Origin of the sequence: Sinorhizobium sp. RAC02, assembly GCF_001713395.1 — a bacterium.
GTDB lineage: Bacteria > Pseudomonadota > Alphaproteobacteria > Rhizobiales > Rhizobiaceae > Shinella.
Map to the genome: position 1 here is coordinate 3,825,476 of NZ_CP016450.1, position 24,517 is coordinate 3,849,992.

Annotated in this window: 24 protein-coding genes; 13 read left to right on the plus strand and 11 right to left on the minus strand. The window is 63.4% G+C overall.

The genetic code is table 11. The annotated features are described in order from the left end of the window. Window positions 1-25: 25 nt before the first annotated feature. The 10 genes from BSY16_RS18330 to BSY16_RS18375 form a co-directional block, all read right to left on the minus strand. Entirely contained in the window at window positions 26-463 is a 438-nt protein-coding gene (locus BSY16_RS18330; protein ID WP_069060998.1) for a YqaA family protein, read from the minus strand. A gap of 332 nt (window positions 464-795) precedes the next feature. Then, complete coding sequence (locus BSY16_RS18335; protein ID WP_069060999.1) at window positions 796-1,020, minus strand: hypothetical protein; 225 nt, start codon at window positions 1,018-1,020, stop codon at window positions 796-798. A 115-nt stretch (window positions 1,021-1,135) separates the two neighbouring features. Further along, window positions 1,136-1,843: a TfuA-like protein gene (locus tag BSY16_RS18340; RefSeq protein ID WP_069061000.1), complete on the minus strand. Its 708-nt coding sequence runs from the start codon at window positions 1,841-1,843 to the stop codon at window positions 1,136-1,138. Beyond that, window positions 1,840-3,024 (minus strand): YcaO-like family protein, encoded by a 1,185-nt coding sequence (locus BSY16_RS18345; RefSeq protein WP_069061001.1) that lies wholly within the window; start codon window positions 3,022-3,024, stop codon window positions 1,840-1,842. Before BSY16_RS18345 ends, BSY16_RS18340 begins: the two co-directional genes overlap by 4 nt. Window positions 3,025-3,027: 3 nt before the next feature. Then, window positions 3,028-3,288 (minus strand): hypothetical protein, encoded by a 261-nt coding sequence (locus BSY16_RS18350; protein ID WP_069061002.1) that lies wholly within the window; start codon window positions 3,286-3,288, stop codon window positions 3,028-3,030. A 30-nt stretch (window positions 3,289-3,318) separates the two neighbouring features. Next, window positions 3,319-5,127: a hypothetical protein gene (locus BSY16_RS18355; RefSeq protein WP_069061003.1), complete on the minus strand. Its 1,809-nt coding sequence runs from the start codon at window positions 5,125-5,127 to the stop codon at window positions 3,319-3,321. A 6-nt stretch (window positions 5,128-5,133) separates the two neighbouring features. Next, a complete protein-coding gene (locus BSY16_RS18360) occupies window positions 5,134-5,574 on the minus strand; it encodes a helix-turn-helix domain-containing protein (protein WP_069061004.1) in 441 nt (146 codons plus the stop codon). A gap of 131 nt (window positions 5,575-5,705) precedes the next feature. Then, complete coding sequence (locus BSY16_RS18365; protein ID WP_069061005.1) at window positions 5,706-6,467, minus strand: amino acid ABC transporter ATP-binding protein; 762 nt, start codon at window positions 6,465-6,467, stop codon at window positions 5,706-5,708. Then, a complete protein-coding gene (locus BSY16_RS18370) occupies window positions 6,464-7,144 on the minus strand; it encodes an amino acid ABC transporter permease (protein WP_069061006.1) in 681 nt (226 codons plus the stop codon). The genes BSY16_RS18365 and BSY16_RS18370 overlap by 4 nt, the downstream gene beginning before the upstream one ends. A 106-nt stretch (window positions 7,145-7,250) precedes the next feature. Further along, window positions 7,251-8,024 (minus strand): amino acid ABC transporter substrate-binding protein, encoded by a 774-nt coding sequence (locus BSY16_RS18375; protein WP_069061007.1) that lies wholly within the window; start codon window positions 8,022-8,024, stop codon window positions 7,251-7,253. Between the two features lie 279 nt (window positions 8,025-8,303). On the opposite strand from BSY16_RS18375, the gene BSY16_RS18380 reads away from it, so the two are divergent. Genes BSY16_RS18380 through BSY16_RS18400 form a run of 5 tightly spaced genes read left to right on the plus strand, consistent with a single transcriptional unit; the run spans window position 8,304 to window position 14,785 of the window. After that, window positions 8,304-9,899: a peptide ABC transporter substrate-binding protein gene (locus tag BSY16_RS18380; protein WP_069061008.1), complete on the plus strand. Its 1,596-nt coding sequence runs from the start codon at window positions 8,304-8,306 to the stop codon at window positions 9,897-9,899. Between the two features lie 56 nt (window positions 9,900-9,955). Beyond that, on the plus strand, window positions 9,956-10,879 hold the full coding sequence (oppB, locus tag BSY16_RS18385; RefSeq protein WP_069061009.1) for an oligopeptide ABC transporter permease OppB: 924 nt from the start codon (window positions 9,956-9,958) through the stop codon (window positions 10,877-10,879). Beyond that, window positions 10,872-12,002 carry an ABC transporter permease gene (locus BSY16_RS18390; RefSeq protein WP_069061010.1) on the plus strand — a complete coding sequence of 377 codons (1,131 nt, stop codon included), beginning with the start codon at window positions 10,872-10,874 and terminating at the stop codon, window positions 12,000-12,002. Before oppB ends, BSY16_RS18390 begins: the two co-directional genes overlap by 8 nt. After that, window positions 11,977-13,620, plus strand: coding sequence for an ABC transporter ATP-binding protein (locus tag BSY16_RS18395; RefSeq protein ID WP_069061011.1), 1,644 nt, complete (start codon window positions 11,977-11,979; stop codon window positions 13,618-13,620). Before BSY16_RS18390 ends, BSY16_RS18395 begins: the two co-directional genes overlap by 26 nt. Before the next feature lie 22 nt (window positions 13,621-13,642). Continuing rightward, window positions 13,643-14,785: a gluconeogenesis factor YvcK family protein gene (locus BSY16_RS18400; RefSeq protein WP_069061012.1), complete on the plus strand. Its 1,143-nt coding sequence runs from the start codon at window positions 13,643-13,645 to the stop codon at window positions 14,783-14,785. On the opposite strand, the gene BSY16_RS18405 is transcribed toward BSY16_RS18400, so the two are convergent. Continuing rightward, window positions 14,763-17,435, minus strand: a complete 2,673-nt coding sequence (locus tag BSY16_RS18405; protein ID WP_069061013.1) for a bifunctional diguanylate cyclase/phosphodiesterase — start codon at window positions 17,433-17,435, stop codon at window positions 14,763-14,765. The two genes, BSY16_RS18400 and BSY16_RS18405, sit on opposite strands and share 23 nt — an antisense overlap. A gap of 216 nt (window positions 17,436-17,651) precedes the next feature. On the opposite strand from BSY16_RS18405, the gene paaX reads away from it, so the two are divergent. The 8 genes from paaX (at window position 17,652) to BSY16_RS18445 (ending at window position 24,505) form a co-directional block, all read left to right on the plus strand. Beyond that, on the plus strand, window positions 17,652-18,545 hold the full coding sequence (gene paaX, locus BSY16_RS18410) for a phenylacetic acid degradation operon negative regulatory protein PaaX (protein ID WP_069061014.1): 894 nt from the start codon (window positions 17,652-17,654) through the stop codon (window positions 18,543-18,545). Window positions 18,546-18,725: 180 nt separating this feature from the next. Next, window positions 18,726-19,931: a 3-oxoadipyl-CoA thiolase gene (gene pcaF, locus BSY16_RS18415; RefSeq protein WP_069061015.1), complete on the plus strand. Its 1,206-nt coding sequence runs from the start codon at window positions 18,726-18,728 to the stop codon at window positions 19,929-19,931. A 23-nt stretch (window positions 19,932-19,954) separates the two neighbouring features. After that, window positions 19,955-20,959 (plus strand): 1,2-phenylacetyl-CoA epoxidase subunit PaaA, encoded by a 1,005-nt coding sequence (paaA, locus tag BSY16_RS18420; RefSeq protein ID WP_069061016.1) that lies wholly within the window; start codon window positions 19,955-19,957, stop codon window positions 20,957-20,959. A 13-nt stretch (window positions 20,960-20,972) separates the two neighbouring features. Further along, complete coding sequence (gene paaB, locus BSY16_RS18425) at window positions 20,973-21,257, plus strand: 1,2-phenylacetyl-CoA epoxidase subunit PaaB (RefSeq protein WP_069061017.1); 285 nt, start codon at window positions 20,973-20,975, stop codon at window positions 21,255-21,257. Further along, window positions 21,257-22,039 carry a 1,2-phenylacetyl-CoA epoxidase subunit PaaC gene (gene paaC, locus BSY16_RS18430; protein WP_069061018.1) on the plus strand — a complete coding sequence of 261 codons (783 nt, stop codon included), beginning with the start codon at window positions 21,257-21,259 and terminating at the stop codon, window positions 22,037-22,039. The genes paaB and paaC overlap by 1 nt, the downstream gene beginning before the upstream one ends. Window positions 22,040-22,048: 9 nt before the next feature. Beyond that, the gene (gene paaD / locus BSY16_RS18435) at window positions 22,049-22,573 is read left to right on the plus strand and encodes a 1,2-phenylacetyl-CoA epoxidase subunit PaaD (protein ID WP_069061019.1); all 525 of its coding nucleotides are present in this window, start codon (window positions 22,049-22,051) and stop codon (window positions 22,571-22,573) included. Between the two features lie 87 nt (window positions 22,574-22,660). Continuing rightward, on the plus strand, window positions 22,661-23,737 hold the full coding sequence (paaE, locus tag BSY16_RS18440) for a 1,2-phenylacetyl-CoA epoxidase subunit PaaE (protein WP_069061020.1): 1,077 nt from the start codon (window positions 22,661-22,663) through the stop codon (window positions 23,735-23,737). A gap of 12 nt (window positions 23,738-23,749) precedes the next feature. Further along, on the plus strand, window positions 23,750-24,505 hold the full coding sequence (locus BSY16_RS18445) for a Phenylacetic acid catabolic protein (RefSeq protein WP_069061021.1): 756 nt from the start codon (window positions 23,750-23,752) through the stop codon (window positions 24,503-24,505). The last annotated feature ends 12 nt before the right edge of the window (window positions 24,506-24,517 follow it).

The window sequence follows — 24,517 nt, forward strand, 5'->3', positions numbered from 1 at the left end:
TCATTCCATCGCCGGTGAAAAAAATTCAGAACCAGTGCAGGACGAGCGCGGCGAGCACGATGTAGCGGCCGAATTTGGCGATGGAAACGACGAGCAGGAAGCGCGGAAACGGTTCGCGCATGATGCCAGCCGCTACAGTCAAGGGATCGCCAATGAACGGCAACCAGCTCAGAAGCAGGCTCCACCAGCCATATCTGCGATACCATTGCCCGGCGCGGTCGAGGTTTTTCGCGCTGACGGGGAACCAGCGGGCATCGCGGAAGCGCTCGACGCTGCGGCCGAGCAGCCAGTTGATGACCGAGCCGAGCACATTGCCGATGCCGGCGATGAGGACCAGGATTTCCGGCGAATGGCGGCCGGTGGCCAGCAATCCGGCGAGCACGGCCTCGGACTGGGCAGGCAGGATTGTCGCGGCGACGAATGCGGCAAGGAAGAGGCTGCCATAGGCTGCAAGCGCGTTCACGGCCTATGCAGACCGACGTGTCTTGATCACCGCTCTCGCCCGATGTGTCAGGGTGTGGAGCGCCCTGTCGAGGATGATGGCCGTGGGACCGAACATGCCGTTCTCCGTTCCAGACGCCGGAATGGCCGTCTTGCGGCTCCTGCGTAACGGTTCCTGGCTGCCGGGAAAAGACCGGATCGCCATTTCCAGCGCGCGGGCTGGATGGACGGCGTGTCGGGCTATGAATCTCGAAGATCGGCGGCGGCCCGCAGGTTCGGGCCGCACGCACGATCAGCGCCGCGGAGGAGGGCGGCGGCTTGGCTTCGGCCGGCGGACCGGCCGATCTCTTTTGTTCAGCAGAGTGCCGAACGATTCATCAGCATGATGTCACTGGATGTCAGCATCATGCGGGATGGTTCGTCGATCTGGTCCAGCACCGCCCTCAGCGCCTTGTCCAGGCAGAATTCAACGACTTCGGCATCCAGCGATTTGGCCGATTCCAGCGCAAACGCGACGAGTCGCGCTAGCGCCAGCAGTTCCGTACCGCGGTCTTCCACTTCAATGGTATCGATGTTCATGTCCTTGCCCCCGGAGCAACGCTCACTCTGTACCCCTGGCAGCGAGTATAGGCGTGACTCTCGGGCTCTGCGCGTGACTCAGGCGTGACACACGCGGAATGGGAAATTGCACGTTCTATTGCGTTTCCGGTTGATCGGCGACGGATCGCCAAAGTGTCGTTGCCCTGAACGACCAGTCCCCGCGTTTTGCAGGCGTTTGCGAGGGGAAATCCACCATTGTACGAACAAGGGCGAGCGCGTCCGCGCGCTTCTGGTTCACGGTTGCTGCGTGGAGAAGTTGTAGGACCTCGATGCGATCTTCCGCCATTCCAGCGGATTTGATGATCGCAGGCCAGGTTCTGTCCTTGTAGAAAAGCGCCGCGGCAATATCACGAAGGGTTGATATGGTAGACTTATCAAGCCCCTCCAGCCGGTCCAGCGTGGCATCGACATTGACGAGCGGAAGGGAAAGTGCGGGATAACCGAGCTCGGCAGGGCCGTGCAGAAGCGCGACATCCGCATCATCCACCCGGCGGCCGGCGGCGTAGTCCTCGTAGATGCGCCCGACACCGATCATGCCGAAGGCATCACATTCGGCCGCACGCAAGGCCCCCATGCTGGCCGCGCCGAAAACCGCTACGCCCTGATCGAGTGCATGGAGGACTTCCTTGTGCCAGACGGGCGCCACATGCTCGAAATTACCGTCGATGATGCCGATCGCCGTTGCGCCACTTCTCACCGCGCGCAACACGTCACCATGCGCGGCGGGAGGGCGGACATGGATTGCATCGCCGCAGAACGCGGCGGCATCGGGAAGGCTTGGGCCGACGAAGAGAACGTTCATGGCGTGCCGAACAACATGCGGGACAGGGCGCGGGACCCAAGGGCGTGACGGCGCGCGCCTTCCGGATTTTCGAGCGCGGGCGCGACCACCTTGACGACGGAAATGGGAAGCGAAGCGTCGCCGAGGGGGACGGCGACGACCTGCGATATACCGGATGCCGCAAGCTGCTCCAGGCAATGGGCGAGAAGCGCCGCGGCGTCGCCCTGCGGCGCGGTGTAGGTTTTTGCCGGGGCGGGCGATGATTCAAACAGCGCAAGCGTCTCCGCCGCCAAGGGGCGAGCGAAGGTCTCTGCAAAAAGATCGTCCCGCGCACCGCTGATATAGGTCAGGCGCGACTGGGCGACTTCTGTCAGCGCCCGGATGACGGCGCGCGCGGCGACCAGATGCGTGCCGTAGCCGATCGTTGCATCGTGGAAGAGCGGCTGTTTCTTTTCGAGAAGGCCGGCATCGCCCAGCACGGCAGCATAGGTCGGAATGGCGATGTCGCTGGTAACATCGAAGACACGCAGTTCCAGCCCGGCATGCTGGAAGCGGGTCACTAGGGCATCGACGAGCGGGTCGGCGAGGCCCATCGGGTCGACAGCGGTTGCGAGCCGCTTTGCGCGGGGCAGCAGACGCCAGAGGCGATCGGCATCCCGCTCGATGCGTTCAAGCAGCCCGTGAAGGATGGCTTCGGTCTCGCTGTTGCCGGAGGCGAGGCCGTCGGAGGATTGCCAGAAGCGTGGCGCGGTGTCGGTTCTGTCGAGGCACACGGCGGCGCGTGGCACCCAGACGCGTTCGCCCGTGACGATATCATGACCGGCAAACCATTCGAGCGCCTCGTCTTCCGTCACAAAAGCCTGGTTGGCGGCGACAAAGATGTCGAGCGGCAGGCAGGTATCGCCGGCCGTGGCAAAGTCGCGACGCGATGCCTTGCGAACAGGCACCAGCGGTTCACCCGCGATGGCGCGCTCGAGCGCCTCCATGGCGGCGGAAACCTTTGCGTCGATATCGGTGATGCCCTTGCCCTGATTGATGACGATCGAACGGGCATTGGGGCTGACGGCGTTCCAGACCGGAATGCCGACCCGGTCCAATCCCGTAAGCCGGGAAAGGCGTGTGACGCCGAACCGAGGCAAGAGTGCCTCGATCCGGCTCCAGGTCTGCTCGGGACCGCAGATACGGTCCGAGTAAGAGGTCACTGCTCAGTTGTCCAGGAAACCGCCGGAAACATCGAGGAACCCACCGGAAACGTCGAGGAAGCCGCCGGATACGGCATCGACCGACGTCGCAAGTGCAGCAAAATTGACGCCCTTGATGACGGAGGCGCCCGTTTTGCGCAGGTCGTCCGCCTTTTTGAGATCACCGCTCGTCGGCGCGGGGGCCTGCGAGATCGTTCCGGCATCGAGGTCTGCGACCCAGAGTCCATCTTCGCCCGTGATGCCGAGTACTACTATTCTGGCCATGTCATTCCTCTCCTTGTTGAATGCGTGTTGTCAGAAACCTGCTTTTTTTAGACCGTCACGATAGTGCTGCCTGTGCCACTCTTCCTTGATGGGCACGACAGCCATCCATGCTTCGAAATCGAAGTTCGGGTTGATATCATAGGTGCGGCGGACGAACAGCCGTGCCTTCTTGAGGTCGCCCAGCATGGCCCAGCATGCGGCCGCGAGACGATGGACAGGGTCTTTGTCCTTCATCCGCGTGATGTAGGCGAGGGCTTCCTCATATCTGCCGAGTGAGTAGGCCGCGCCGGCCGCGGTCCAGAAATATTCGTCCGGCGGCAGCGGGTTCAACTCGATCGCATGTTCGATCTTCTGCAAACCGACATCCGGTCGCGATGCTTGCACCAGCGTGTCGGCATAGCTCGCGATCACGTTGGCATAGTGCGGGCTCAGCGCTTCGGCGCGGTCGAGATAGGCAGCACTTTCATCGAACTGGCGGGCATAGAGCTTGACGACGCCGAGTTCGCGGTAGCCGGAAGGCAGGCGATCGTCGGCGCGGATGGCCTGCTCGGCGTGAAGCTCGGCCTGTCGGAGCAGATCCTGGTCGCCGCGCGCCGTCACCAGCCATTCGAGGAAGTAGCTGCGCGCCAGCCCGCCGATTGCCGGGGCGAAACCGCTGCTGGCCTGCAGCGCCTCGCGAAAGCTCTTGCGGGCGCGGCGGATGTCACGCAGGTCAAGATTCTTGAGCTGTCCCTGTCCGACAAGGAAGCTGCGATAGGCATTGGCGTCGTGTTCATAGTCGCCGCGCACGAGTTCGTTGCGCTCGACTTCCGTGGCGATCGCGCCGGCGATCTGGCGGGCAATCGTCTGTCGCGAGCGGGCAAGCCCCTCTGCCGTAAGCGGAAAACGCTCGGCCCAGATCACCTCGTCGCTGCCGAAGAAGATCAGCTGAGCAAAGAGCGTATGGTGATCGCCCTCGTCGCGCAGCCTCGTTTCGAGGATGTAGCTGATCTTGTGGCGCTCGTAGGTGGTCGCCCGGTCGGCCTGAAGCGAAATCTGCGCGGCGGTATGCGGCGCGATGATCGAAATGGAGCGCAGCGCGCAGAGCCCGATCGTCACGTCCTCGATCAGGGCTTCGGAAAAGCGGGCGGCGGCTCTCGCGGTGAGTGTCGTCACAGGCGGCAGCAGCACGACGCGCGGCGGGTTTTGCCGCGGCAGCGTGATGTCGACCTCCTCCGGTGTGAGTATCCGGGCGGACTGGGGGAAGGTTATCAGGCTCGTGGAAACGGACGGCCGGCCCGTCAACACGGCGCGGACATCGTCGTCGTCCGGATTGCTTTCGAGCAGGCGCAGGGCGGCGGCTGAGCGCGCTTGGCGTGTTGCGCCCTCGGATGCCTTGCCATCGAGCAGGGCGGCGCGCAGCAGGGCGGCGTGGGCTGCCCTTTGCAGCGCAATCCAGCTTGTAAGTGCCCGGTTGCCCGGCCTGATCTGTTTCAGGAAATCGTCGGTCAGAAGGTCGGCAAGCAGGTTCAGGCTGGCGCCGTCGCGGACCTGTTCGACATCGCTGGTGATCGGCTCCGGTCCAAGCGTGATCGTCGTGTCGGTGAAAATGAGGTAGGTCCGGCCGAGTTCCCGCTGGCGCTTTTGCGCGCGGGAAATGGTCTGTCGCAGGTTGGCGAAGGCCGCCGAACTGTTGGCGTCGTCCCAGAAGAGGCCGGCAGCATCAACACGCGGCATTTCGCTTATGCCGCGCGTCTGGAGATAGCAGAGGATCAGAAGCGCCTTTTCGGGAAAGACGATCTCGTTACCGCCCTCGTCGAGCAGGCGCAGATGGCCAAGCGTCTGCAGCCGTGCCGGCATTTGGGATCAGACCCGCAATTCCGGTGCGTTGTCTGCGCGCTCGCCTGCCTGTTCGGCACTTGCCTTGGAAAGTGCGGTCGCAAGCGCGATGATCGACTTGCGCACGCCCGAATCTCCGATCTTCAGGAACGCGCGGTTGAGATCCAGGCCTTCCTTGGAAGAAACGAAGGTGGAAACGTCGCCGGTCTCGTGCGCGACGCCTGCCGTCGGTATGGCGTTTTCGTCATCCTGGAAGAAGAAGCTCGGCGGCACGCGGAAAACATCCGAGATCGCCTGGAGACGGCTGGCGCTGATGCGGTTGGTGCCCTTCTCGTACTTCTGTACCTGCTGGAAGGTCACGCCCAGCCGGTCGGCGAGCGCCTCCTGACTCATGCCGACCATCAGCCTGCGCAGGCGCACGCGGGATCCGACAAAGATGTCGATTGGGTTCGGCGTTTTCTTGATCATGAGATTTCTCCCCTATAGGACATGCCGGGGCATGGCGAGGTATGGATATCTCTTTACTCTGCTTGAATCGTCGGTGCGATGCAACTGCCGCGACTAGGAATTTAGCACCTCACGTTACGGAAGTGTTGCATTTAGATGTCGTAGCTGTGCGGTGCGCTGAGCGAAGCGATGAATTTTTTCGTGCGATCCCGCTCGGGTGTCGAGAACAGGGCACGCGGTGGTCCTTGCTCGACGATCACGCCGCCATCGAGGAAAACGACGGTATCGGCGACGCGGGAGGCAAGGCGCAGGTCATGCGTTGCCATGACCATGGTCGTGCCCTCGCGGGCAAGCCGGCTCAGCACTTCGACGACCTCTTCTGCGAGCTCCGGATCGAGCGCCGACGTCGGCTCGTCGCAGAGTAGCACGCGGGGGGAAGGGGCGAGCGCGCGGGCGATTGCGACACGCTGCTGCTGACCGCCGGACAGCGTTGCCGGCCAAGCCTCGGCCTTGTGCGCCATGCCGACCTTTTCGAGCAGTTCGAGCGCGCGGGCGCGGGCCTTGTCCGCCGGCCATTTCAGCACGGTGACCAGGCCTTCCATGACATTGGCGATCGCCGTCTGGTGCGGGAAAAGCTGGAAATTCTGGAAGACCATGCCGGTCTGGCGGCGCAGCTTCTGGATTGCCGGCCAGCCGACCTTGCGGCCGGGGGCGAAGTCGATCTTTTCCTCGCCAAGTTTTATAGAGCCAGAGGTCGGCGTCTCGAGCAGGTTGATGCAGCGAAGCAGCGTGCTCTTGCCGCCGCCGGACGGGCCGACGAGCGCCGTGACAGTGCCCTCGGCCAGCGTGAGGCTGATATCGCGCAGCACATGGTTGTCGCCGAAGCGTTTTTCGATGTGGCTGAGCTCGATCATGTGCGGGCCTCCAGGAAGCCGCCATAGCGGGCGAAGCGTTTTTCGAGCCTTACCTGCAGGGCGGAGAGCACGGAACTCAACGCGAGATAGATCAGTGCCGCCTCGATATAGAGGATCAGCGGTTCATAGGTGGTGGCGACGATGCGCTGTGCTGTCTGGAACAGTTCCGGCACGGTGACCGCGGCGGCGAGCGAGGTGTCCTTCACCAGCGAGATGAACGTGTTGGAGAGCGGCGGCACGGCAACGCGGCTCGCCTGCGGCAGGATGGTGCGGCGCATGGCCTGTGACCAGCTCATGCCGATCGAATAGGCCGCCTCCCATTGGCCGCGCGGCACCGAGGCGATGACGGCGCGGATGATTTCCGACGTATAGGCGCCGACATTCAGCGTGAAGCCGATGAGGGCGGCTGGGAAGGCGTCGAGCAGGATGCCGAGGCTCGGCAGGCCGTAGAAGATGACGAAGAGCTGAACCAGCAGGGGTGTACCGCGGATCACCCAGACATAGAAGCGCGCGATGGCCACGAACGGTTGCGGCCCGAACAGCCGCACGACCGCGGTGACGAGACCTAGCGCAAGACCCAGCACGAAGGACAGCAGGGTGAGCGGAATGGTGAAGACAAGCGCTGCCCAGAGGAGCGGCACCAGCGAGTCCAGCATCAGTTGAAGCCACGGCGGCACGGGGAAACCCTCCGGAAAAGCGGCTGGCCGGAGTGATCCCCGGCCAGGTTGCAAATCTATCTATAGGCGAGGAACGGGCCGCCGCGAAGCGGTGGTCGGACAAGAATTACTTCGAGACGTCCTGCCCGAAATACTTGTCCGAGATCGCCTGGTAGGTGCCGTCGGCCTTGATGTCGGTCAGCGCCTTGTTGATCGCTTCCAGGAGTTCCGGCTCGCCCTTGCGGATGATGACGCCGGAATAGTCGGCATTTTCCTGTTCGGCGGCGATCTTCACATTGGCGTCCGGCTTGTGCTTCTTGAAGTCGAGGAAGGACAGGCTGTCGTTGATCGTGGCGTCGGCGCGGCCGGTCAGCACGAGCTGGATCGACTGGTCGAAGCCGTCGGTGCCGACGAGTTCGGCGCCGGATGCTTCCGCGATCTTGCCGAAGTTGCTGGTCAGCGACTGGGCGGATTTCTTGCCCTTGAGGTCGGCGAAACCCTTGATGCTGTCGTCATCGGCGCGAATGATCAGCACGGCCTTCGAAGCGATGTAAGGCTCGGAGAAGTCGTACTTCTGCTTGCGCGCATCGGTGATGCCGACCTGGTTGATCACGGCGTCGTAGCGGTTGGCGTCGAGGCCGGCGATCAGGCCGTCCCATTTGCCTTCCAGGAACTCGGCCTTTACGCCAAGCTTCTTGGCGATCGCTTCGCCGATCTCGACGTCGAAGCCGACCAGCTTGCCGTCGGTGTCATGGAAGGTGAAGGGTGCGTAGGTGCCCTCGGTGCCGATCTTCAGCGCGCCGGCCGACTGCACGGCGGCGAGGTTTTCGCCGGCCAGGGCCGGGGCGAAAACCGCAACTTGAAGGGCGGCCGCAACGGCGAGGGTTTTCAACATGTTCATCTTGGAACTCCGTTTCTGGCGGTGAATTGATTGCGCGATTGATCGCAGAAATTCTTGCGAAACGATGGGCAGAAAACTGCGAATAATTTCGGCAAACGCAAATATTTTTCTCATTTCTTGCCGTCCGTCAGGCCTTCGGACCGCTTTTTCCCTGATTTTTCAAGCTTTGCGGAGATTTGCCGATCGCTGTGCATTTCCTGTTTTTAGGGTCTTGCCAAGTCCACAAACAGGGACAATTGATTGGGCACCCAAAAAAACAACGGGGAAGGAAAACAAAAAATGGCAAACAAACTTATTGGCTTTCGTGCAGCTCTTCTCGCCGGTGCGATCCTCTTGGGCGCAAGTCCGGCGCTCGCAGAAGCAGTACTTCACCGCGGCAATGCCGGCGAGCCGCAGACGCTCGACCAGGCGCATACGTCCATCAACATCGAAGAATTCATCCTGAAAGATCTCTATGAAGGCCTGACGATCTACGATGCCGCCGGCAAGATCGTTCCCGGCGCGGCAGAGAGCTGGACCGTCTCCGACGACGGCACGGTCTATACGTTCAAACTGCGCGACAATGCCAAGTGGTCCGACGGTTCTTCCGTGACGGCGGAAGACTTTGTCTTCTCCTTCGCGCGCGTCGAGGACCCGAAGACGGCGGCCGGCTACGCCAACATCCTTTACCCCATCAAGAATGCCGAGAAGGCCAACAAGGGCGAACTCGGCCTCGACCAACTCGGTCTCAAGGCCGTCGACGCCAAGACGTTGGAAATCACGCTGGAGCGTCCGACGCCCTTCTTCCTCGAATTGCTCGCGCACCAGACGGCGCTGCCGGTCTCCAAGGCCAGCGTCGAAAAGAACGGCGCGGATTTCGTGAAGCCCGGCACCATGGTCTCAAACGGCGCCTTCAAGCTCGTCAGCCACGTGCCGAACGACAACCTCGTCGTTGAGAAGAATACCGAATATTGGGATGCCGCCGCCGTCAAGCTCGACAAGGTGATCTTCTACCCGATCGACGACCAGGCCGCCTCCGTACGCCGCTTCGAGGCAAAGGAAATGGACCTCGTCTACAATTTCTCGGCCGACCAGATCGAGCGCCTGAAGAAGAGCTATGGCGAGCAGGTGCACGTCTCGCCGACGCTCGCGACCTACTACTACCCCTTCGATACTCGCACTGAACCCTATAGCGACGTGCGCGTGCGTCGGGCGCTCTCCATGTCGGTTGATCGCGACTTCCTGGCCAAGGAGATTTACTCGGGTTCGCAGCTTCCGGCCTATTCCATGGTGCCCCCGGGCATGCAGGGCTATGAGCCGGCCTATGCCGACTTCGGTTCACTCTCGCAACTCGACCGCGAGGACGAGGCGCTCAAGCTGATGAAGGAAGCCGGTTACGGTGAAGGCGGCAAGCCGCTGAAGATCGAGCTGCGTTATAACACCAACCCGAACCACGAGCGCGTGGCGACGGCCGTTGCTGACATGTGGAAGAACACCTTTGGCGCGGAGGTGTCGCTGGTGAACCTCGACGTCTCCTCGCACTATGCCTATCTCCAGGAAGGCGGCGCGTTCAACGTGGCGCGTGCCGGCTGGGTCGCCGACTATGCGGACCCGGAAAACTTCCTGGCGCTCAGCGTCAGCACCAACAAGACCTTCAACTACGGCAAGTTCACCAATGCGGAATATGACGGCCTCATGAAGAAGTCGTACGAAGAGCGTGACCCGGCGGCGCGTGCCAAGGTCCTGCACGATGCGGAAGCCGTGTTGATGCGCGAACAGCCGATCGCGCCGCTCCTGACACAGGCCGATCTCTGGCTCGTCTCCAGCAAAGTTCAGGGTTGGCAGGATAATGCCGCCAACCAGCACCTGAGCCGCTTCCTCAGCGTTTCTGAATGATCCGCTGACGATGCGTGGCCGTCCAGGCCACGCATCGTTGCTCAGGAGTCTTGGCCATGTTTGCTTTTGTTCTGCGGCGCCTCGCAAGCGCCGTGCCGACGCTATTCATCGTCGTCACAATTTCGTTCTTTCTGATGCGCTTTGCGCCCGGCGGACCGTTCAACCTTGAACGCCCCCTGCCGCCAGCCACGATGGAAAACCTGATGCGGGCCTACCAGCTCGATCAGCCGCTCTGGCGACAATATCTCACCTATATGGGCAACGCCGTCACCGGCGATTTCGGACCGAGCTACATCTACAAGGATAACAGCGTGGCCGAACTGATCGGCAAGGGGCTGCCCTATTCGATCGAGCTCGGCTTCTATGCGTTGCTGCTGGCGCTCGTCGGTGGTGTCATCATCGGCACGTTTGCGGCACTGCGCCAGAACAGCGCGCTCGACTTCGCGGTCATGTCGGTGGCAACCGTCGGCGTCACGGTGCCGAACTTCGTCGTCGGTCCCGTGCTGACGCTGATCTTCGCCATCGTACTGGCCTGGCTGCCGGCCGGCGGCTGGGGGGATGGGTCGCTGCGCTTTCTCGTTCTGCCGATGATCGCGCTTGCCCTGCCACAGCTTGCCGTTTTCGCGCGGCTTACCCGCGGGTCGATGATCGAGGCCCTGCGCACCGACCATATCCGTACCGCGCGGGCCTATGGCCTGCCGGCGAAATCGGTGGTCGTGGTGCATGCCATGCGCGGCGCGATGCTGCCGGTTGTCTCCTACCTCGCCCCCTGCGCGGCTGCCCTGCTCACCGGCTCGGCGGTGGTGGAGACGATCTTCACCATTCCTGGCGTCGGCCGCTACTTCGTGCTTGGGGCCATCAACCGCGACTATACGCTCGTCATGGGCACGGTCGTGCTGATCGCCATCTTTGTCATCGTGTTCAACCTGGCTGTCGACATTCTCTATGGCCTGCTCGATCCGAGGGTTCGCCATGACTGACACCATCGTCTCCGTACCCCCCGCGGGCGAGGTGAAGGGCCGCAGCCTCTTCCAGCTCGCCGTCATGCGCTTCCGCCGAAACCGCCCTGCCATGGCAGGCTCCGTGATGCTGGTGCTGATTGCCTGCTTCGCGTTCTTTGGTCCCTTCTTCATCAGCCACAGCTATGACCAGGTCTTCTCTTCCTATGTGACGATCCCGCCAAGCCTTGAGCCGCGGCCGGGCGAAGACTCGCTGGAGGAGGCGATGAAGGGTGTCGCAACGCGCGCCCGCGTCGAGCTGCAATCCTTCTCTGTCGAAGGCGAGGCCTTTACCGCCATCATCACCGCGAAGGACCCGATCGACCCGCGCGCGACGCGCTATTTCGACCGGGCCAACGAGTTCGACAAGACCGAGGTCACCGCGACCGAGGACGAAGGCCGCAAGCTGACGCTGACCGGCATCGTCGACCGGGAGTATTTCCTGTTCGGCACGGACACCAACGGCCGCGACCTCATGGCGCGCGTCATGCTCGGCGGGCAGATCTCGATTGCCGTCGGCCTGCTCGCCAGCCTCGTCTCGCTCGGCATCGGCGTCACCTATGGCGCGATCTCGGGCTATATGGGCGGTCGCGTCGATAATGTGATGATGCGCTTCGTCGAAATCCTCTACTCGCTGCCCTTCGTCTTCCTCGTCGTCGTGCTCGTCGTCTTCTTCGGGCGCAGCTTCGTGCTGATCTTCCTCGTCGTCGGCGCGGTGGAATGGCTCGACATGGCCCGTATCGTGCGCGGCCAGACGCTGTCGCTCAAGCGGCGCGAGTTCATCGGTGCGGCGGAGGCCTTGGGCCTGACGGACTGGCAGATCATCCGCCGCCACGTCATCCCCAACACGATCGGCCCCGTCGTCATCTTCGTGACGGTCATCGTGCCGAAGGTGATCCTGCTCGAAAGCTTCCTGTCCTTCCTCGGCCTCGGCGTGCAGGCGCCCTTGACGAGCTGGGGCTCGCTGATTGCGGAAGGCGCCAACAACATCCAGTCGGCGCCGTGGCTGCTCATCTTCCCCGCCATCTTCTTCGTCGTCACGCTGTTCTCGCTGAATTTCGTCGGCGATGGCCTGCGTGATGCGTTCGACCCGAAGGATCGCTGACATGGCAGAGACGCAAAACACCATGGAACCGATCCTCGCCGTGCGCGGCCTGACGGTGTCCTTCACGACGCCGGATGGCGACGTCAATGCGGTGAAGGGCATCGATCTCGATGTCCGTCCCGGCGAGACGCTGGCGGTCGTCGGCGAATCCGGTTCCGGCAAGAGCCAGACCATGATGGGCATCATGGGCCTGCTCGCCAGCAATGGCAGGGTTTCGGGTTCGGCGAAGTATCGCGGCAAGGAGATGGTCGGCCTGCCGCCCAAGGCCTTGAACGATATTCGCGGCGCGAAGATCACCATGATCTTCCAGGAGCCGATGACCTCGCTCGACCCGCTCTATCCGATCGGCAAGCAGATCGCCGAGGTGATCGTGCATCATCGCGGCGGCACTCGGAAACAGGCACGCCCGAAGGTGCTGGAACTGCTAAAGCTGGTCGGCATTCCGGATCCGGATCGGCGCATCGACAGCTACCCGCACGAAATGTCGGGCGGTCAGCGGCAGCGCGTCATGATCGCCATGGCGCTCGCCAACGAGCCGGACATCCTGATCGCCGACGAACCGACGACGGCGCTCGACGTGACGATCCAGGCGCAGATCCTGAAACTGCTCCGGGATCTGCAAAAACGCTTCGACATGGCGATCGTGCTCATCACGCACGATCTTGGCATCGTGCGGCATTTTGCCGAGCGGGTCGCTGTCATGCGGCGTGGCGAGATCGTCGAGCAGGGGGCGACGGCGGAGATCTTCGAAAACCCGAAGGCCGACTATACGCGCATGCTGATCGATGCCGAACCGCATGGCCGCAAGGCCGCCCCGGCGGACAATGCGCCGATCATCCTCGAAGGCCGCAATGTCGTCGTCGATTACAAGATCGACGGGGGATTGCTCAAGAAACGCGCCTCCACCTTCCGTGCGGTCGACAATGTCAGCATCAGCTTGCATGAGGGCCAGACGATCGGCGTCGTGGGGGAATCGGGTTCCGGCAAGTCGACGCTCGGTCGCGCACTGCTACGCCTGATCTCCAGCAAGGGGGCCTACCGTTTCGGCAGGACGGATATTTCCGACCTCGACCGCAACGGCATGCGGCCGCTCCGGCGCAGCATGCAGGTCGTCTTCCAGGATCCCTACGGCTCGCTCTCGCCGCGCCAGACGGTGGGCGAGATCATCACCGAAGGCCTCTATGTGCACGAACCGCAGCTTTCGCGCGCCGACCGCGACAAGCGGGCGATCGAGGCGCTGAAGGAGGTCGGGCTCGATCCGGCCGCGCGCAACCGCTATCCACACGAGTTCTCCGGTGGCCAGCGGCAGCGTATCGCGATTGCGCGGGCAATGATCCTGAAGCCGCAGGCGGTTATTCTCGACGAGCCGACCTCGGCACTCGACCGGTCCGTGCAGGGCCAAGTGATCGAGCTTCTGCGCGATCTCCAGGCCAAACACGGCCTGTCCTATGTCTTCATCAGCCACGATCTTTCGGTGGTGCGCGCCATGTCCGATTATGTCGTGGTGATGAAGGACGGCAGGATCGTCGAGGAGGGGCCAACGGATGCCATTTTCAGCGCGCCGCAGGCGGACTATACCAAGACCCTGATTGGTGCGGCCTACAATATCGGGCCGTAGGCAAAGAACCGCAGGAGAAGGTATGGCCGAAGGCCGACGTCCGCATATCGTGCTCTTTTCGGGCGGCAGTGCCTGCCGCTCGATCAATCTTGCCCTCTGTTCCCTGCCGGTCCGCCTCACGCGGGTGGTTCCGGCCTGGGATAGCGGCGGCAGCTCCAAGGTGATCCGCGAAAGCCTGGGCGTGCTCGCCGTCGGCGATATCCGCCAGGCGCTGATGACCATGGCGCATGGCGAGGGCCGGGCGGGTGACGTGGTGAAAGTCTGCAACGCCCGCATGACCAGCGGCGCCGAAGAGGACGCCCGCACGGAGTTCGCGCTCTATGCCGAAGGCCGCCATCCGCTTCTGGAGCGCATGGAGCCGGGCCTGCGCGGCGCGATCCTCAACTACCTGCGCACGTTCCGGGCGGCGATCGGTCCGGATTTCGATTTCCGCAACGGCAGCATCGGCAACTTCATCCTGACCGGCGCGCATCTCGCTCACAACAGCGACATCAACACGGCGATCTTCGTCTTCCGAAAGCTGTGCGAGGTCGCCGGCCATGTCTGGCCCTCGACCGCGATCAACGATGTGGCACTTTCGGCCGTGTTGAATGATGGGACACGCATCAAGGGGCAGCACCGCCTGACGGCGCTCGGCGATGCCGACAGCGCGACCGGCGTGCGCGAAATCATGCTTTCCGCCGGAGATGGGGCCGCCGTGCCGGCCAACGAAGCCGTGATCGAAAGCCTGGAAAGTGCGGATGCCATTGTTTTCGGGCCGGGCAGCTTCTTCACCAGCGTGCTTCCGCATTTCCTGGTCGACGGGATCGTGCCGGCGATCGTGCGCAACGTGCATGCCCGCCGCGTCTTCCTCGGCAACATCCTGCAATGCCGCGAGACGCGCGGGATGGATGTGGCGCGCATGGTGGAGGTTGCCGCCGAGGTCTGGCACACCCGAGGCGGGGCGGATGTGCGGCCCTTCACGCATGTTCTTGCGAACCGCCAGATCCTGCCCTTCGAGAAGACGGCGGGTTCTTTCGCCTATCTCGGGACCGAGGCCCTGGAGGCTGCGGGTGCGCGACTGGGCGCAGAGGTGGTGATCGGCGAGTTCGAGGATCCATGGCAGCGCGGCCACCATGACGGTCGCGTGCTTGCGGAAGCGCTCAGCGCGCTTTTGCCGTCGTAAGGGGCATTCCCGCAGCCGTCATCCAGGCGCGCGCCTTGGCGAAAGCGAGGAAATCCTCCGCCGCCATCGGTCGGGCAAGGGCATAACCTTGCAGGACATGACAGCCGAGACGGCGCAGCAATTCGGCATGCGCCATCGTCTCGACACCCTCGGCGACCGTTTCGATGTTGCGCACCTTGCCGATGTCGATGATCGATTGCACCAGGCTTTGCTGCGCGGTCGATTGCGTCAAGGGCTGCACCAGCCGCCGGTCGATCTTCAGCCGCTTGGGCGACAGTTCCAGCAGGCTGACGATGGAGGCGTGGCCGCTGCCGAAGTCGTCGATCTCGATCTCGATGCCGAGCGCCTTGATGTCTTCGATCGCCTGTTTCAATCCGTCGTCCGCCGTATCGAAGGAGATCGATTCCAGGAGTTCGAAGGTCAGCGCGCCGGGGCGAATGTTCATCGCCTTGAGCTTTTCGATGAGATTTTCGTCCCGCAGGCGCTGGCACGAGACATTGACCGAGACGCGGGCGATGCCCAATCCCTGCGCCTCCCAGCGCATGGCCTGCAAAAGCGCCTGGCTAAGGATCGCCTCGTCGATCTGGGCGACGACGTTGAGGCTTTCGGCGACCGGCAGGAAAACGTCGGGGGCGACGAAGCCGCGGGTCGGGTGGTTCCAGCGGGCGAGCGCCTCGACGCCGACGATCTCCAGCGTCTGCGCGTCGAATTGCGGTTGGAAGAAGGGGTGGAATTCTCCCTGCTCGAGGCCGCGCAGAATGTCGTCGCTGAGCCGCTTCACCTCCACGGTGCGCAGGCGCAGGTCGTCGTTGAACGCCTCGACGCGGTTGCGCCCGCGGCGCTTGGCCTCGTAAAGGGCGATATCGGCATTGACGAGCAACTGTTCGGTGGATTCCTCCAGGTCATTGCGCGTGGCAATGCCGATGCTTGCACCGATGCGGCAGTCATGACCCTCGATCGCCATCGGCTCGCTGATTGCCGCGATCAGACGGGCCGAAAGGGCAGCGAAGTCGGCCACGACCGGATCGCGGCGCGAGAGCAGGACGAATTCGTCGCCGCCGATGCGCGCGATGAAATCCTCGGCCGGCACATGGGCGCGCAGGACGCCGGCCGCCTGTTTCAGCACCTCGTCGCCGGCGGCGTGGCCGAGCGTGTCGTTGATATCCTTGAAGCGATCGAGGTCGATATGCAGCAGCGTCAGCGGGCGTCCGTCGCCGCTGCCGGCAAGCGCGATCTGCTGGTCGAGGAAGCGCCGGTTCGGCAGGCGGGTCAGCGCGTCATGCAAAGAATTATGCTCCAGCACGAGGCGCGCTTCCTCCAGTGCACGGTTCTGCGCTTCCGCCGTCAGCTTCGCCTGCAGCAGATCGGCCTGCAACTGGTTGTCTTGCGTCACGTCCCAGTTGGCGCCGACGATGCGTTTTGCGCCGGAAGTGGCGCGGTAGGTCATGCCGTGCGCGCGGATGTGGCGGATGCTGCCATCGCTGGCCAAAACGCGGAATTCGGTAATGTAGGGTTTGTCCGCTGCGATAGCGTCGGCGAAAACGCGTTCGGCCTCCTCGATGTCATCGGGATGCAGTGCCGCGCGCCAGTCCTTGTAGCTGCAAACGGGCTGCGCCGCCGATACGCCGTAGAGTTTTCGCATGCGCGCATCCCAGGAGAGCGCCTTGGTCTCGGTATCGTATTCCCACACGCCGACCTTGGAGGCGTCGAGCGCCAGTTGCAGGCGTTGCGAGACGGTTTCGAGCCTGTCCTCCCGGTCCTGCAGTGCCAGGATATGCCGGTGACGGTCCTTCATCAGGTAGCCGACCCAGAACATCGGCGCGACGATGATGATGGCGAGCAGCGCAAGGCCGCCGCGAAACAGGCCAAGATCGGCGGACGGCTGGTGCCAACCCTTCAACGGCGCGGCCGACATGGTCCAGATTTCGTGGCCAATATCGATGGTCATCACCACCGGTTCAACATCGACGGCCGCGGTCGTGTTGAAGAAGGTGCGCGCCTCGCCGCCATCATGAGCCCGGCTGGAAATGGCGAGCGCGACCCGCATGTCACTCTTGAAACCGCTGGCGGAAAACAGTTTCTCAAGGTCGATCACCGCCGATGCGATGCCGAAAAACGCTTTGTCCTTGCCGGCATGGATGGGGTAGCGCGCAATCACTCCGCGCCCGCCCTGCACGAGGTCGACCGGGCCGGTGACGATCAGCCGGCCCAGTTCCTTCACCTGCATCGCGGCGGCGCGCTGCCGTTCGTTCGTGCGATAGTCGAGGCCGAGGCTGCGCTCGTTGCCCTTCAGCGGATAGACCAGGGAGATCACGAAATCCGGCGCAATGGCGAGGCTGCGCAGCTGGTTGTCCTCGTCGAAGATGCGGCCGGCAAGATCGGCGAAGCGGGCGGGGGGCATGGTGGGTTCAGTGGAGAGCGTGGCGACGAGGCCCTGCACCAGCTTGACGTTGCCGAGGATATTGCCCTGTAGGCGCGAGCGGAGGAGACCGAGCTGTTCGGTGGTGAAGGAGCGCAGATACTCTTCCTCCAGCCGGCGCTTCTGGACATCCGCAAGGAAGACGGCGACCAGCACGGCGAACGCGACGACGATGGCGGGGACATAATATCCCAGCCCCCGGAAGGATGGTGGGGCATGCCGGTCGGTCATCGTGTTTCGTTGATCTCCGCGCTCCAGCCCTCGACGACGGTTCGCGCGAGGGTCGGTTGTCGAGGGACGATGGCAGATGCGGCTTAAATATTTACTGACGAAACATGCCCCTCTTCTGTGAGATTACGGGCTCCGCGGCGCGTGCGGGCTTTCCGTTCCGGCCAATTCTGGGGTAGTCCTCGGCACGACCGAAGTTGCAAATGAAGGCGGGCAGACGTGCCGGGTGAGAAGGACAGGCCAGAAAGCGCGTTCGGCGCGCTGATCAAGGCGATCATCGAGGAGAGCCCGCTGAAGGCGGCCGGCTTCATCGTCACTATCTATGGCGACGTGGTGGAGCCGCGTGGCGGCGTGGTCTGGACCGGCAACCTCATCGACACCTGCGCCGATGTCGGCATCAGCGAAACGCTGGTGCGCACCGCCGTCTCGCGGCTCGTCGCCGCCGGGCAGGTGTCGGGCGAGCGCGAGGGGCGCCGTAGCTTTTATCGGCTGGCAGCGCCGGCGCGTACCGAATTTGCCGCCGCCGCCCGCATGCTTTTCGGCCCGCCGGAAGTGGCCGACTGGCATTTCGTGCAGTTGACGGGCTCGGCGCCGGACGAGGCGATGCAGGCTCTGGAGCGCGCCGGCCATGCGCGGCTGGGGCCAAGGCTTGCCGTCGGCGCGCGGCCCATGCCCTCCTTGAAACAGCCGGCCGTGCTCTTCCGGGCGGAGGTTGTGAGCGGCGAAGGCGATCTAGGCGCCTTTGCGGCCGACCACTGGAACCTTGCACAGCACGCGGATGCCTATCGCGGCTTCATCCGACGGTTCGGGCGGCTTGCCGATCTGCTCGGTGGCGGCGTGCGGCTGGCGGCGGCCGAAAGCCTCGCCGCCCGGCTGGTGCTGGTGCACCAGTTCCGCCTCGTCGTGCTGCGCGATCCGCGCCTGCCGCAGGCGGCACTACCGGCCGACTGGCCGGGCGACGAGGCGCGGCGGCTTTTCAACGATCTCTACCTTCGCCTTTCGCCCGAAGCGGACCTGCATGTCGCCCGCCATTTCGTGACGGCGGATGGTGCGCTGCCGGAGGCGAGCGAGGCGACGCTGCGCCGTCTTTCGCTGTTGCGCGACGCTATCTGAGGCACTTTTCACACGGAAAAACGCAGTTTGTGCTATGATATCGGCTGCTGAAATGAAACATCACAGAATGTGGAGAAATTGTCATTGATTTGTGACGTGTTGGGTGGTAAATAACCAACCGATCGGTCGGCGAATGTTTCGGGAGAGGCAAGCCGGCCTTGGGTACAGGGAGGAAACCGCGTGTTCGAAGCCTTTATCTGCGATGCTGTCCGTACGCCCATCGGCCGTTATGGCGGTCTGTTGTCGTCGGTCCGCGCCGACGATCTGGCGGCTCTGCCGCTTTCGGGCCTGATGGCGCGCAATCCCGGCGTCGACTGGTCGAAGGTCGATGACCTCATCTATGGCTGCGCCAACCAGGCCGGCGAGGACAACCGCAATGTCGGCCGCATGGCCGTGCTGCTGTCCGGCCTTCCCGTTTCCATTCCCGCCACTACCGTCAACCGCCTCTGTGGCTCCGGCATGGACGCCGTCGGCATGGCCGCTCGCGCCATCCGTGCCGGCGACTGTGATTTCGTCATCGCCGGTGGCGTCGAAAGCATGAGCCGCGCGCCCTTCGTCATGCCGAAGGCCGACAGCGCCTTCTCCCGTTCGAATGCCGTCTATGACACGACGATCGGCTGGCGCTTCGTCAATCCGAAGATGAAGAAGGCCTTTGGCGTCGATTCCATGCCGGAGACCGCCGACAACGTCGCCACGGACTTTGCCGTCAGCCGCGAAGATCAGGACGCTTTTGCCGCCCGCAGCCAGGCCCGCTGGGCCGCCGCGCATGAGGCCGGTATTTTTGCCGATGAGATCGTGCCTGTCCATGTGCCGCAGAAGAAGGGCGATCCGCTGATCGTCGACCGCGACGAACATCCGCGTCCCGGCACGACGGCCGAGCAGCTCGGCAAGCTCAAGGGTGTCAACGGCCCCGACCTTTCCGTCACCGCCGGCAACGCCTCGGGCGTCAATGACGGCGCGGCTGCGCTGCTCATCGCCAGCGAAGCAACCGCGAGGGCGCAGGGCCTGACGCCGAAAGCGCGTGTCGTCGCCATGGCGGCGGCTGGTCTTGCGCCGCGCATCATGGGCTTCGGTCCCGCGCCGGCGGTGCGCCGTGTGCTGGAACGCGCGGGCCTGTCGCTTAACCAGATGGATGTCATCGAACTCAACGAGGCCTTCGCCTCGCAGGCGCTTGCCGTGCTGCGCGATCTCGGCCTGCCGGACGATGCGGCGCATGTGAACCCGAATGGCGGGGCGATTGCCATTGGCCACCCGCTCGGCATGAGCGGTGCGCGCCTCGTTACCACCGCGACATACCAGCTCCACCGCCAGGGCGGACGTTATGCACTGTGCACCATGTGCATCGGCGTCGGCCAGGGCATTGCCATCATTCTCGAGCGCGTCTGACGCGCAAGCCAGGAGGAAAGACCATGTATGCCCAGATGGTGAAGACCGATGCCGCCCGCGTCCGGTCCCTCGACGAGATGGAACCCCATGAGCGCGCCTTTCAGGAGCGCGTCGATGCCGGCCAGAAGATCGAGCCGAAGGAATGGATGCCGGAAGGCTACCGCAAGACGCTGGTGCGCCAGATCAGCCAGCACGCCCACTCGGAAATCGTCGGCCAGCTGCCGGAAGGCAACTGGATTTCCCGCGCGCCGACCCTTGAGAGGAAGGCGATCCTGCTTGCCAAGGTGCAGGACGAGGCGGGCCACGGCCTCTACCTCTACTGTGCCGCCGAGACGCTCGGCATCAGCCGCGACCAGATGTACGAGCAGCTGCATTCCGGCAAGGCCAAATATTCCTCGATCTTCAACTATCCGACGCTGACCTGGGCAGATATCGGCGCGATCGGCTGGCTGGTCGATGGTGCGGCGATCATGAACCAGGTGCCGTTGCAGCGCTGTTCCTACGGCCCCTATGCGCGGGCCATGGTGCGCATCTGCAAGGAAGAGAGTTTTCACCAGCGCCAGGGTTACGATGCCCTGATGCGCATGGTGAAGGGCACGCCGGCGCAGAAAGCCATGGTGCAGGATGCGTTGAACCGCTGGTGGTGGCCGTCGCTCATGATGTTCGGCCCCTCGGACGATGCCTCCGTGCACTCGGCCCAATCGATGGCCTGGAAGATCAAGCAGAATTCCAACGACGAGCTGCGCCAGAAATTCGTCGACCAGACGGTGCCGCAGGCCAAATATCTCGGCCTCACCGTGCCGGACCCGGACCTCAAGTGGAACGAGGAGAAGGGCGGCCACGATTTCGGCGAGCCGGACTGGGAAGAATTCTTCAACGTGATCGCCGGCAATGGCCCCTGCAATGCGGAACGTCTCGACGCCCGCAAGAAGGCCTGGAATGACGGCGCCTGGTTCCGCGACGGCCTGACGGCGCATGCCGAAAAGGCCGCCGACCGCCGCGCCGCCGCAAAAATCGCCGCCGAGTAAGGGAGAGAGCACGATGTCCAGCGAATGGCCGCTTTGGGAAGTTTTCATCCGGGGCCAGCACGGCCTCAACCATCGCCACGTCGGCAGCCTGCACGCGCCAGATGCCGAAATGGCGATCAACAATGCCCGCGACGTCTATACGCGCCGGAACGAGGGCGTCAGCATCTGGGTGGTGCGGTCTTCCGAGATCACCGCCAGTGCCCCCTCGGAAAAGGGCCCGCTGTTCGACCCGTCGAATTCCAAGGTCTACCGTCACCCGACCTTCTTCGACATTCCGGATGAAGTGGGGCACATGTGATGGCGACCGCAGCACTTGAACCGGCGGTCGATCAGGCCGCGTTTCTCGAATTCCTTTTGCGCATCGGCGATAATGCGCTGATCCTCGGTCACCGCGTCTCCGAATGGTGCGGCCATTCTCCGGCTCTGGAGGAGGATATCGCGCTCGCCAATACCGCGCTCGACCTGATAGGCCAGACGCAGCTCTGGCTCGGCCTTGCCGGCGAGGTGGAGGGCAAGGGCCGCTCGGCGGACGATCTTGCCTATCTGCGCGACGGCTACGACTTCCGCAATATCCTGCTGGTCGAGCGCCCAAACGGCGATTTCGGCAAGACGCTGATGCGGCAGTTTCTGTTCGATGCCTGGCACTACCTGCTCTTGAAGGCGCTGAAAGGCTCGACGGAGACGCGTATCGCGGAGATCGCGGAAAAGGCCTTCAAGGAGGTCTCCTACCATCTCGACCGCAGCCGCGACCTCGTCATCCGCCTCGGCGACGGCACGGCGGAAAGCCATCGCCGCATGCAGGAGGCGCTGGACGATCTCTGGCCCTATACCGGCGAGATGTTCGCCGCCGACGCGGTGGACGCGGCACTCGTGGAAGCCGGGATCATTCCGGAACCGCAGAGCCTCAAGGCCGGCTGGGACGAGATTGTAGCCGAGGCGCTGGCCGAAGGCACGCTGAAGAAACCCGCCGACGGCTACATGCACAAGGGCGGCCGGCGCGGCGTGCACACCGAGCATCTCGGCTTCATCCTGTCCGAAATGCAGTTCCTCCAGCGCGCCTATCCGGGCGCTACCTGGTAGGAGGCGGTCATGGACCCGGCGCTCCGTCCCTCGCTCGATGAGGTCTGGCACTGGCTGGCTGAAGTGCCGGATCCGGAAATTCCGGTGATCTCGCTCACCGACCTCGGCATCATCCGGAATGTCGCGTGGCGCGACGATACGCTGGTGGTGACGGTGACGCCGACCTATTCCGGCTGTCCTGCCACCACGATCATCAATCTCGATATCGAGACGGCGCTCGCGGAAAAGGGGCTTTCCAAGGTGAAGCTGGAACGCCAGCTCTCGCCCGCCTGGACGACGGACTGGATCAGCGCCGAGGGCCGCGAAAAACTGCGCGACTACGGCATCGCCCCGCCGATCGACGGCACGGCAGCCGATGGCGTGCTGATGAAACGCGTCGACCGGCTTTCGGGCCGCTCGAACCTGACGATCGCCTGTCCGCGCTGCGGATCGACGAACACCGAGAAGATCAGCCAGTTCGGCTCGACGCCCTGCAAGGCGAGTTACCGCTGTACCGACTGCCTGGAACCGTTCGACTACTTCAAGTGCATCTGACCACCAGAGCTTTTTGTTTTTACGCAATTCCGAACGCAAAACGCTCAAGCACTTTTGCTGGAATTGCTCTATGGAAAGGGCCTACGCATGGCACGTTTTCATTCCCTGACCGTTACCGACGTTCACCGCGAGACGCGCGATGCGGTCGTGGTCACGCTTCGGCCGTCCGACGAGGACCGGGCCGTCTTCGATTTCACGCAAGGCCAGTACCTGACCTTCCGCCGCAAGTTCGAGGATGAGGAACTGCGCCGCTCCTATTCGATCTGCGCCGGCAAGGATGAGGGTGTCTTGAAGGTTGGCATCAAGCGCGTCGATGGCGGCTGTTTTTCCACCTGGGTCAACGAGAACCTGAAGGCCGGCGACACGCTGGAAGCCATGCCGCCGATGGGTGCCTTCTTCACGGCGCTGGAGCCTGAAACGGCCAAACACTATCTCGGCTTTGCCGGCGGCAGCGGCATCACGCCTGTTCTTTCGATCATCAAGACGGTACTTTCCCGCGAGCCGCGCGCCCGCTTCACGCTGGTCTATGCCAACCGGCAGATCAGCTCGATCATGTTCCGCGAGGAGCTGGAGGACCTGAAGAACGTCTATCTCGGCCGCCTCTCCGTGCTGCATGTGCTGGAGAGCGAGGCGCAGGATATCGATCTTTTCACCGGCCGTATCGATGGCGCGAAATGCGCGGCGCTGTTCAAGAACTGGATCGACCCGAAGTCGGTGACGACGGCTTTCATCTGCGGCCCGGAGCCGATGATGCTGGCGATTGCTGCCGCGCTTCGCGAGCATGGATTGCGCGACGATCAGATCAAGTTCGAACTCTTTGCCTCCTCGCAGCCTGGCCGAGCGCGGCGCAAGGTGGAGCAGGTCAACGGTGCCGATCACGCTGCCGCCTGCGAGGCGACCGTCACGCTCGATGGCGCGACCCGCACCTTCAAATTCCCCAAGCACGGCCAGAGCCTGCTCGATGCTGCGCTCGAAAATGCCATGGACGCGCCCTATGCCTGCAAGGCCGGTGTCTGTTCCACCTGCCGCGCCAAGGTTCTGGAAGGTGAGGTCGAGATGGAGACCAACCACGCGCTGGAAGATTACGAGGTGCGCCAGGGTTATGTGCTGACCTGCCAGTGCTATCCGCTCACCGACCGCATCGTCGTCAGCTACGACCAGTAAGGGGAACTTGCCATGTCCGATACGATGCCGATCGAGGATTATCTGGCGCAAGGCGGCGTGCTGTCGTCGCCGGCCAATGTGCCGCCGCGCTATCGGGGCGAACTGCTGCGCCTGATGGCGAGTTTCGTCGACAGCGAGCTTGCCGGTTCCGCCGGCTTTGCCGATACGATCAACGATGCGCCGGGCATTCAGGAGCGCATTTCCGCCGCCCGCATCGTGCTGGAGAAGGCCGATCATGCCGGCAAGGTGCTGCGGGTGATGGAAACCTTTGGCGCGGATGGCGGGCGTTATGCCGTGCATCATCCCTGGGCCGAGCGGCTTTCCCGCGAGGCGGATATCGGCGCGGCGCGGCAGGGCGGCGACATGCGCCTGTCCGTCTTCCATTATCCGCTGCAAGGCTGGGTCGATGCCGTGGTCATGAACGTGCTGATGGGCCGGGCGAGCGTCGTGCAGTTGAAAGAACTGTCGCGGGTCTCCTACCAGCCGCTCGCCGAGGTTTTTCGCGCCATCCTGCCGCGCGAGACGCGTCATGCGGAACTCGGCCTCGCCGGCCTTATCCAGATCGTCGATGATGCGGAAGGCCGCGCAAAGGCCAAAGCCTCCGTTGCCTATTGGTATCCGCGGGTCGCCGCGAGTTTTGGCCATTCCGGCTCGGCCCGCTTCGAGACGCAGTCGCGCTTCGGCCTGCGGCACACACCCAACGAGACCCTGCTTGCCGAATGGCGGGCGGAGGTCGATGCGCAGCTTTCCGCGCTCGGATTGAACTGAGAGGATACTGAG

Bases quoted from the DNA above. Each gene is read 5' to 3' on its own strand.
- BSY16_RS18335 (WP_069060999.1), bottom strand. From the start codon at position 1,020: ATGAACATCGATACCATTGAAGTGGAAGACCGCGGTACGGAACTGCTG.
- BSY16_RS18340 (WP_069061000.1), bottom strand. From the start codon at position 1,843: ATGAACGTTCTCTTCGTCGGCCCAAGCCTTCCCGATGCCGCCGCGTTC.
- BSY16_RS18350 (WP_069061002.1), bottom strand. From the start codon at position 3,288: ATGGCCAGAATAGTAGTACTCGGCATCACGGGCGAAGATGGACTCTGG.
- BSY16_RS18355 (WP_069061003.1), bottom strand. From the start codon at position 5,127: ATGCCGGCACGGCTGCAGACGCTTGGCCATCTGCGCCTGCTCGACGAG.
- BSY16_RS18360 (WP_069061004.1), bottom strand. From the start codon at position 5,574: ATGATCAAGAAAACGCCGAACCCAATCGACATCTTTGTCGGATCCCGC.
- BSY16_RS18365 (WP_069061005.1), bottom strand. From the start codon at position 6,467: ATGATCGAGCTCAGCCACATCGAAAAACGCTTCGGCGACAACCATGTG.
- BSY16_RS18375 (WP_069061007.1), bottom strand. From the start codon at position 8,024: ATGAACATGTTGAAAACCCTCGCCGTTGCGGCCGCCCTTCAAGTTGCG.
- BSY16_RS18380 (WP_069061008.1), top strand. From the start codon at position 8,304: ATGGCAAACAAACTTATTGGCTTTCGTGCAGCTCTTCTCGCCGGTGCG.
- oppB (WP_069061009.1), top strand. From the start codon at position 9,956: ATGTTTGCTTTTGTTCTGCGGCGCCTCGCAAGCGCCGTGCCGACGCTA.
- BSY16_RS18390 (WP_069061010.1), top strand. From the start codon at position 10,872: ATGACTGACACCATCGTCTCCGTACCCCCCGCGGGCGAGGTGAAGGGC.
- BSY16_RS18395 (WP_069061011.1), top strand. From the start codon at position 11,977: ATGCGTTCGACCCGAAGGATCGCTGACATGGCAGAGACGCAAAACACC.
- BSY16_RS18400 (WP_069061012.1), top strand. From the start codon at position 13,643: ATGGCCGAAGGCCGACGTCCGCATATCGTGCTCTTTTCGGGCGGCAGT.
- BSY16_RS18405 (WP_069061013.1), bottom strand. From the start codon at position 17,435: ATGACCGACCGGCATGCCCCACCATCCTTCCGGGGGCTGGGATATTAT.
- paaA (WP_069061016.1), top strand. From the start codon at position 19,955: ATGTATGCCCAGATGGTGAAGACCGATGCCGCCCGCGTCCGGTCCCTC.
- paaB (WP_069061017.1), top strand. From the start codon at position 20,973: ATGTCCAGCGAATGGCCGCTTTGGGAAGTTTTCATCCGGGGCCAGCAC.
- paaC (WP_069061018.1), top strand. From the start codon at position 21,257: ATGGCGACCGCAGCACTTGAACCGGCGGTCGATCAGGCCGCGTTTCTC.
- paaD (WP_069061019.1), top strand. From the start codon at position 22,049: ATGGACCCGGCGCTCCGTCCCTCGCTCGATGAGGTCTGGCACTGGCTG.
- paaE (WP_069061020.1), top strand. From the start codon at position 22,661: ATGGCACGTTTTCATTCCCTGACCGTTACCGACGTTCACCGCGAGACG.
- BSY16_RS18445 (WP_069061021.1), top strand. From the start codon at position 23,750: ATGTCCGATACGATGCCGATCGAGGATTATCTGGCGCAAGGCGGCGTG.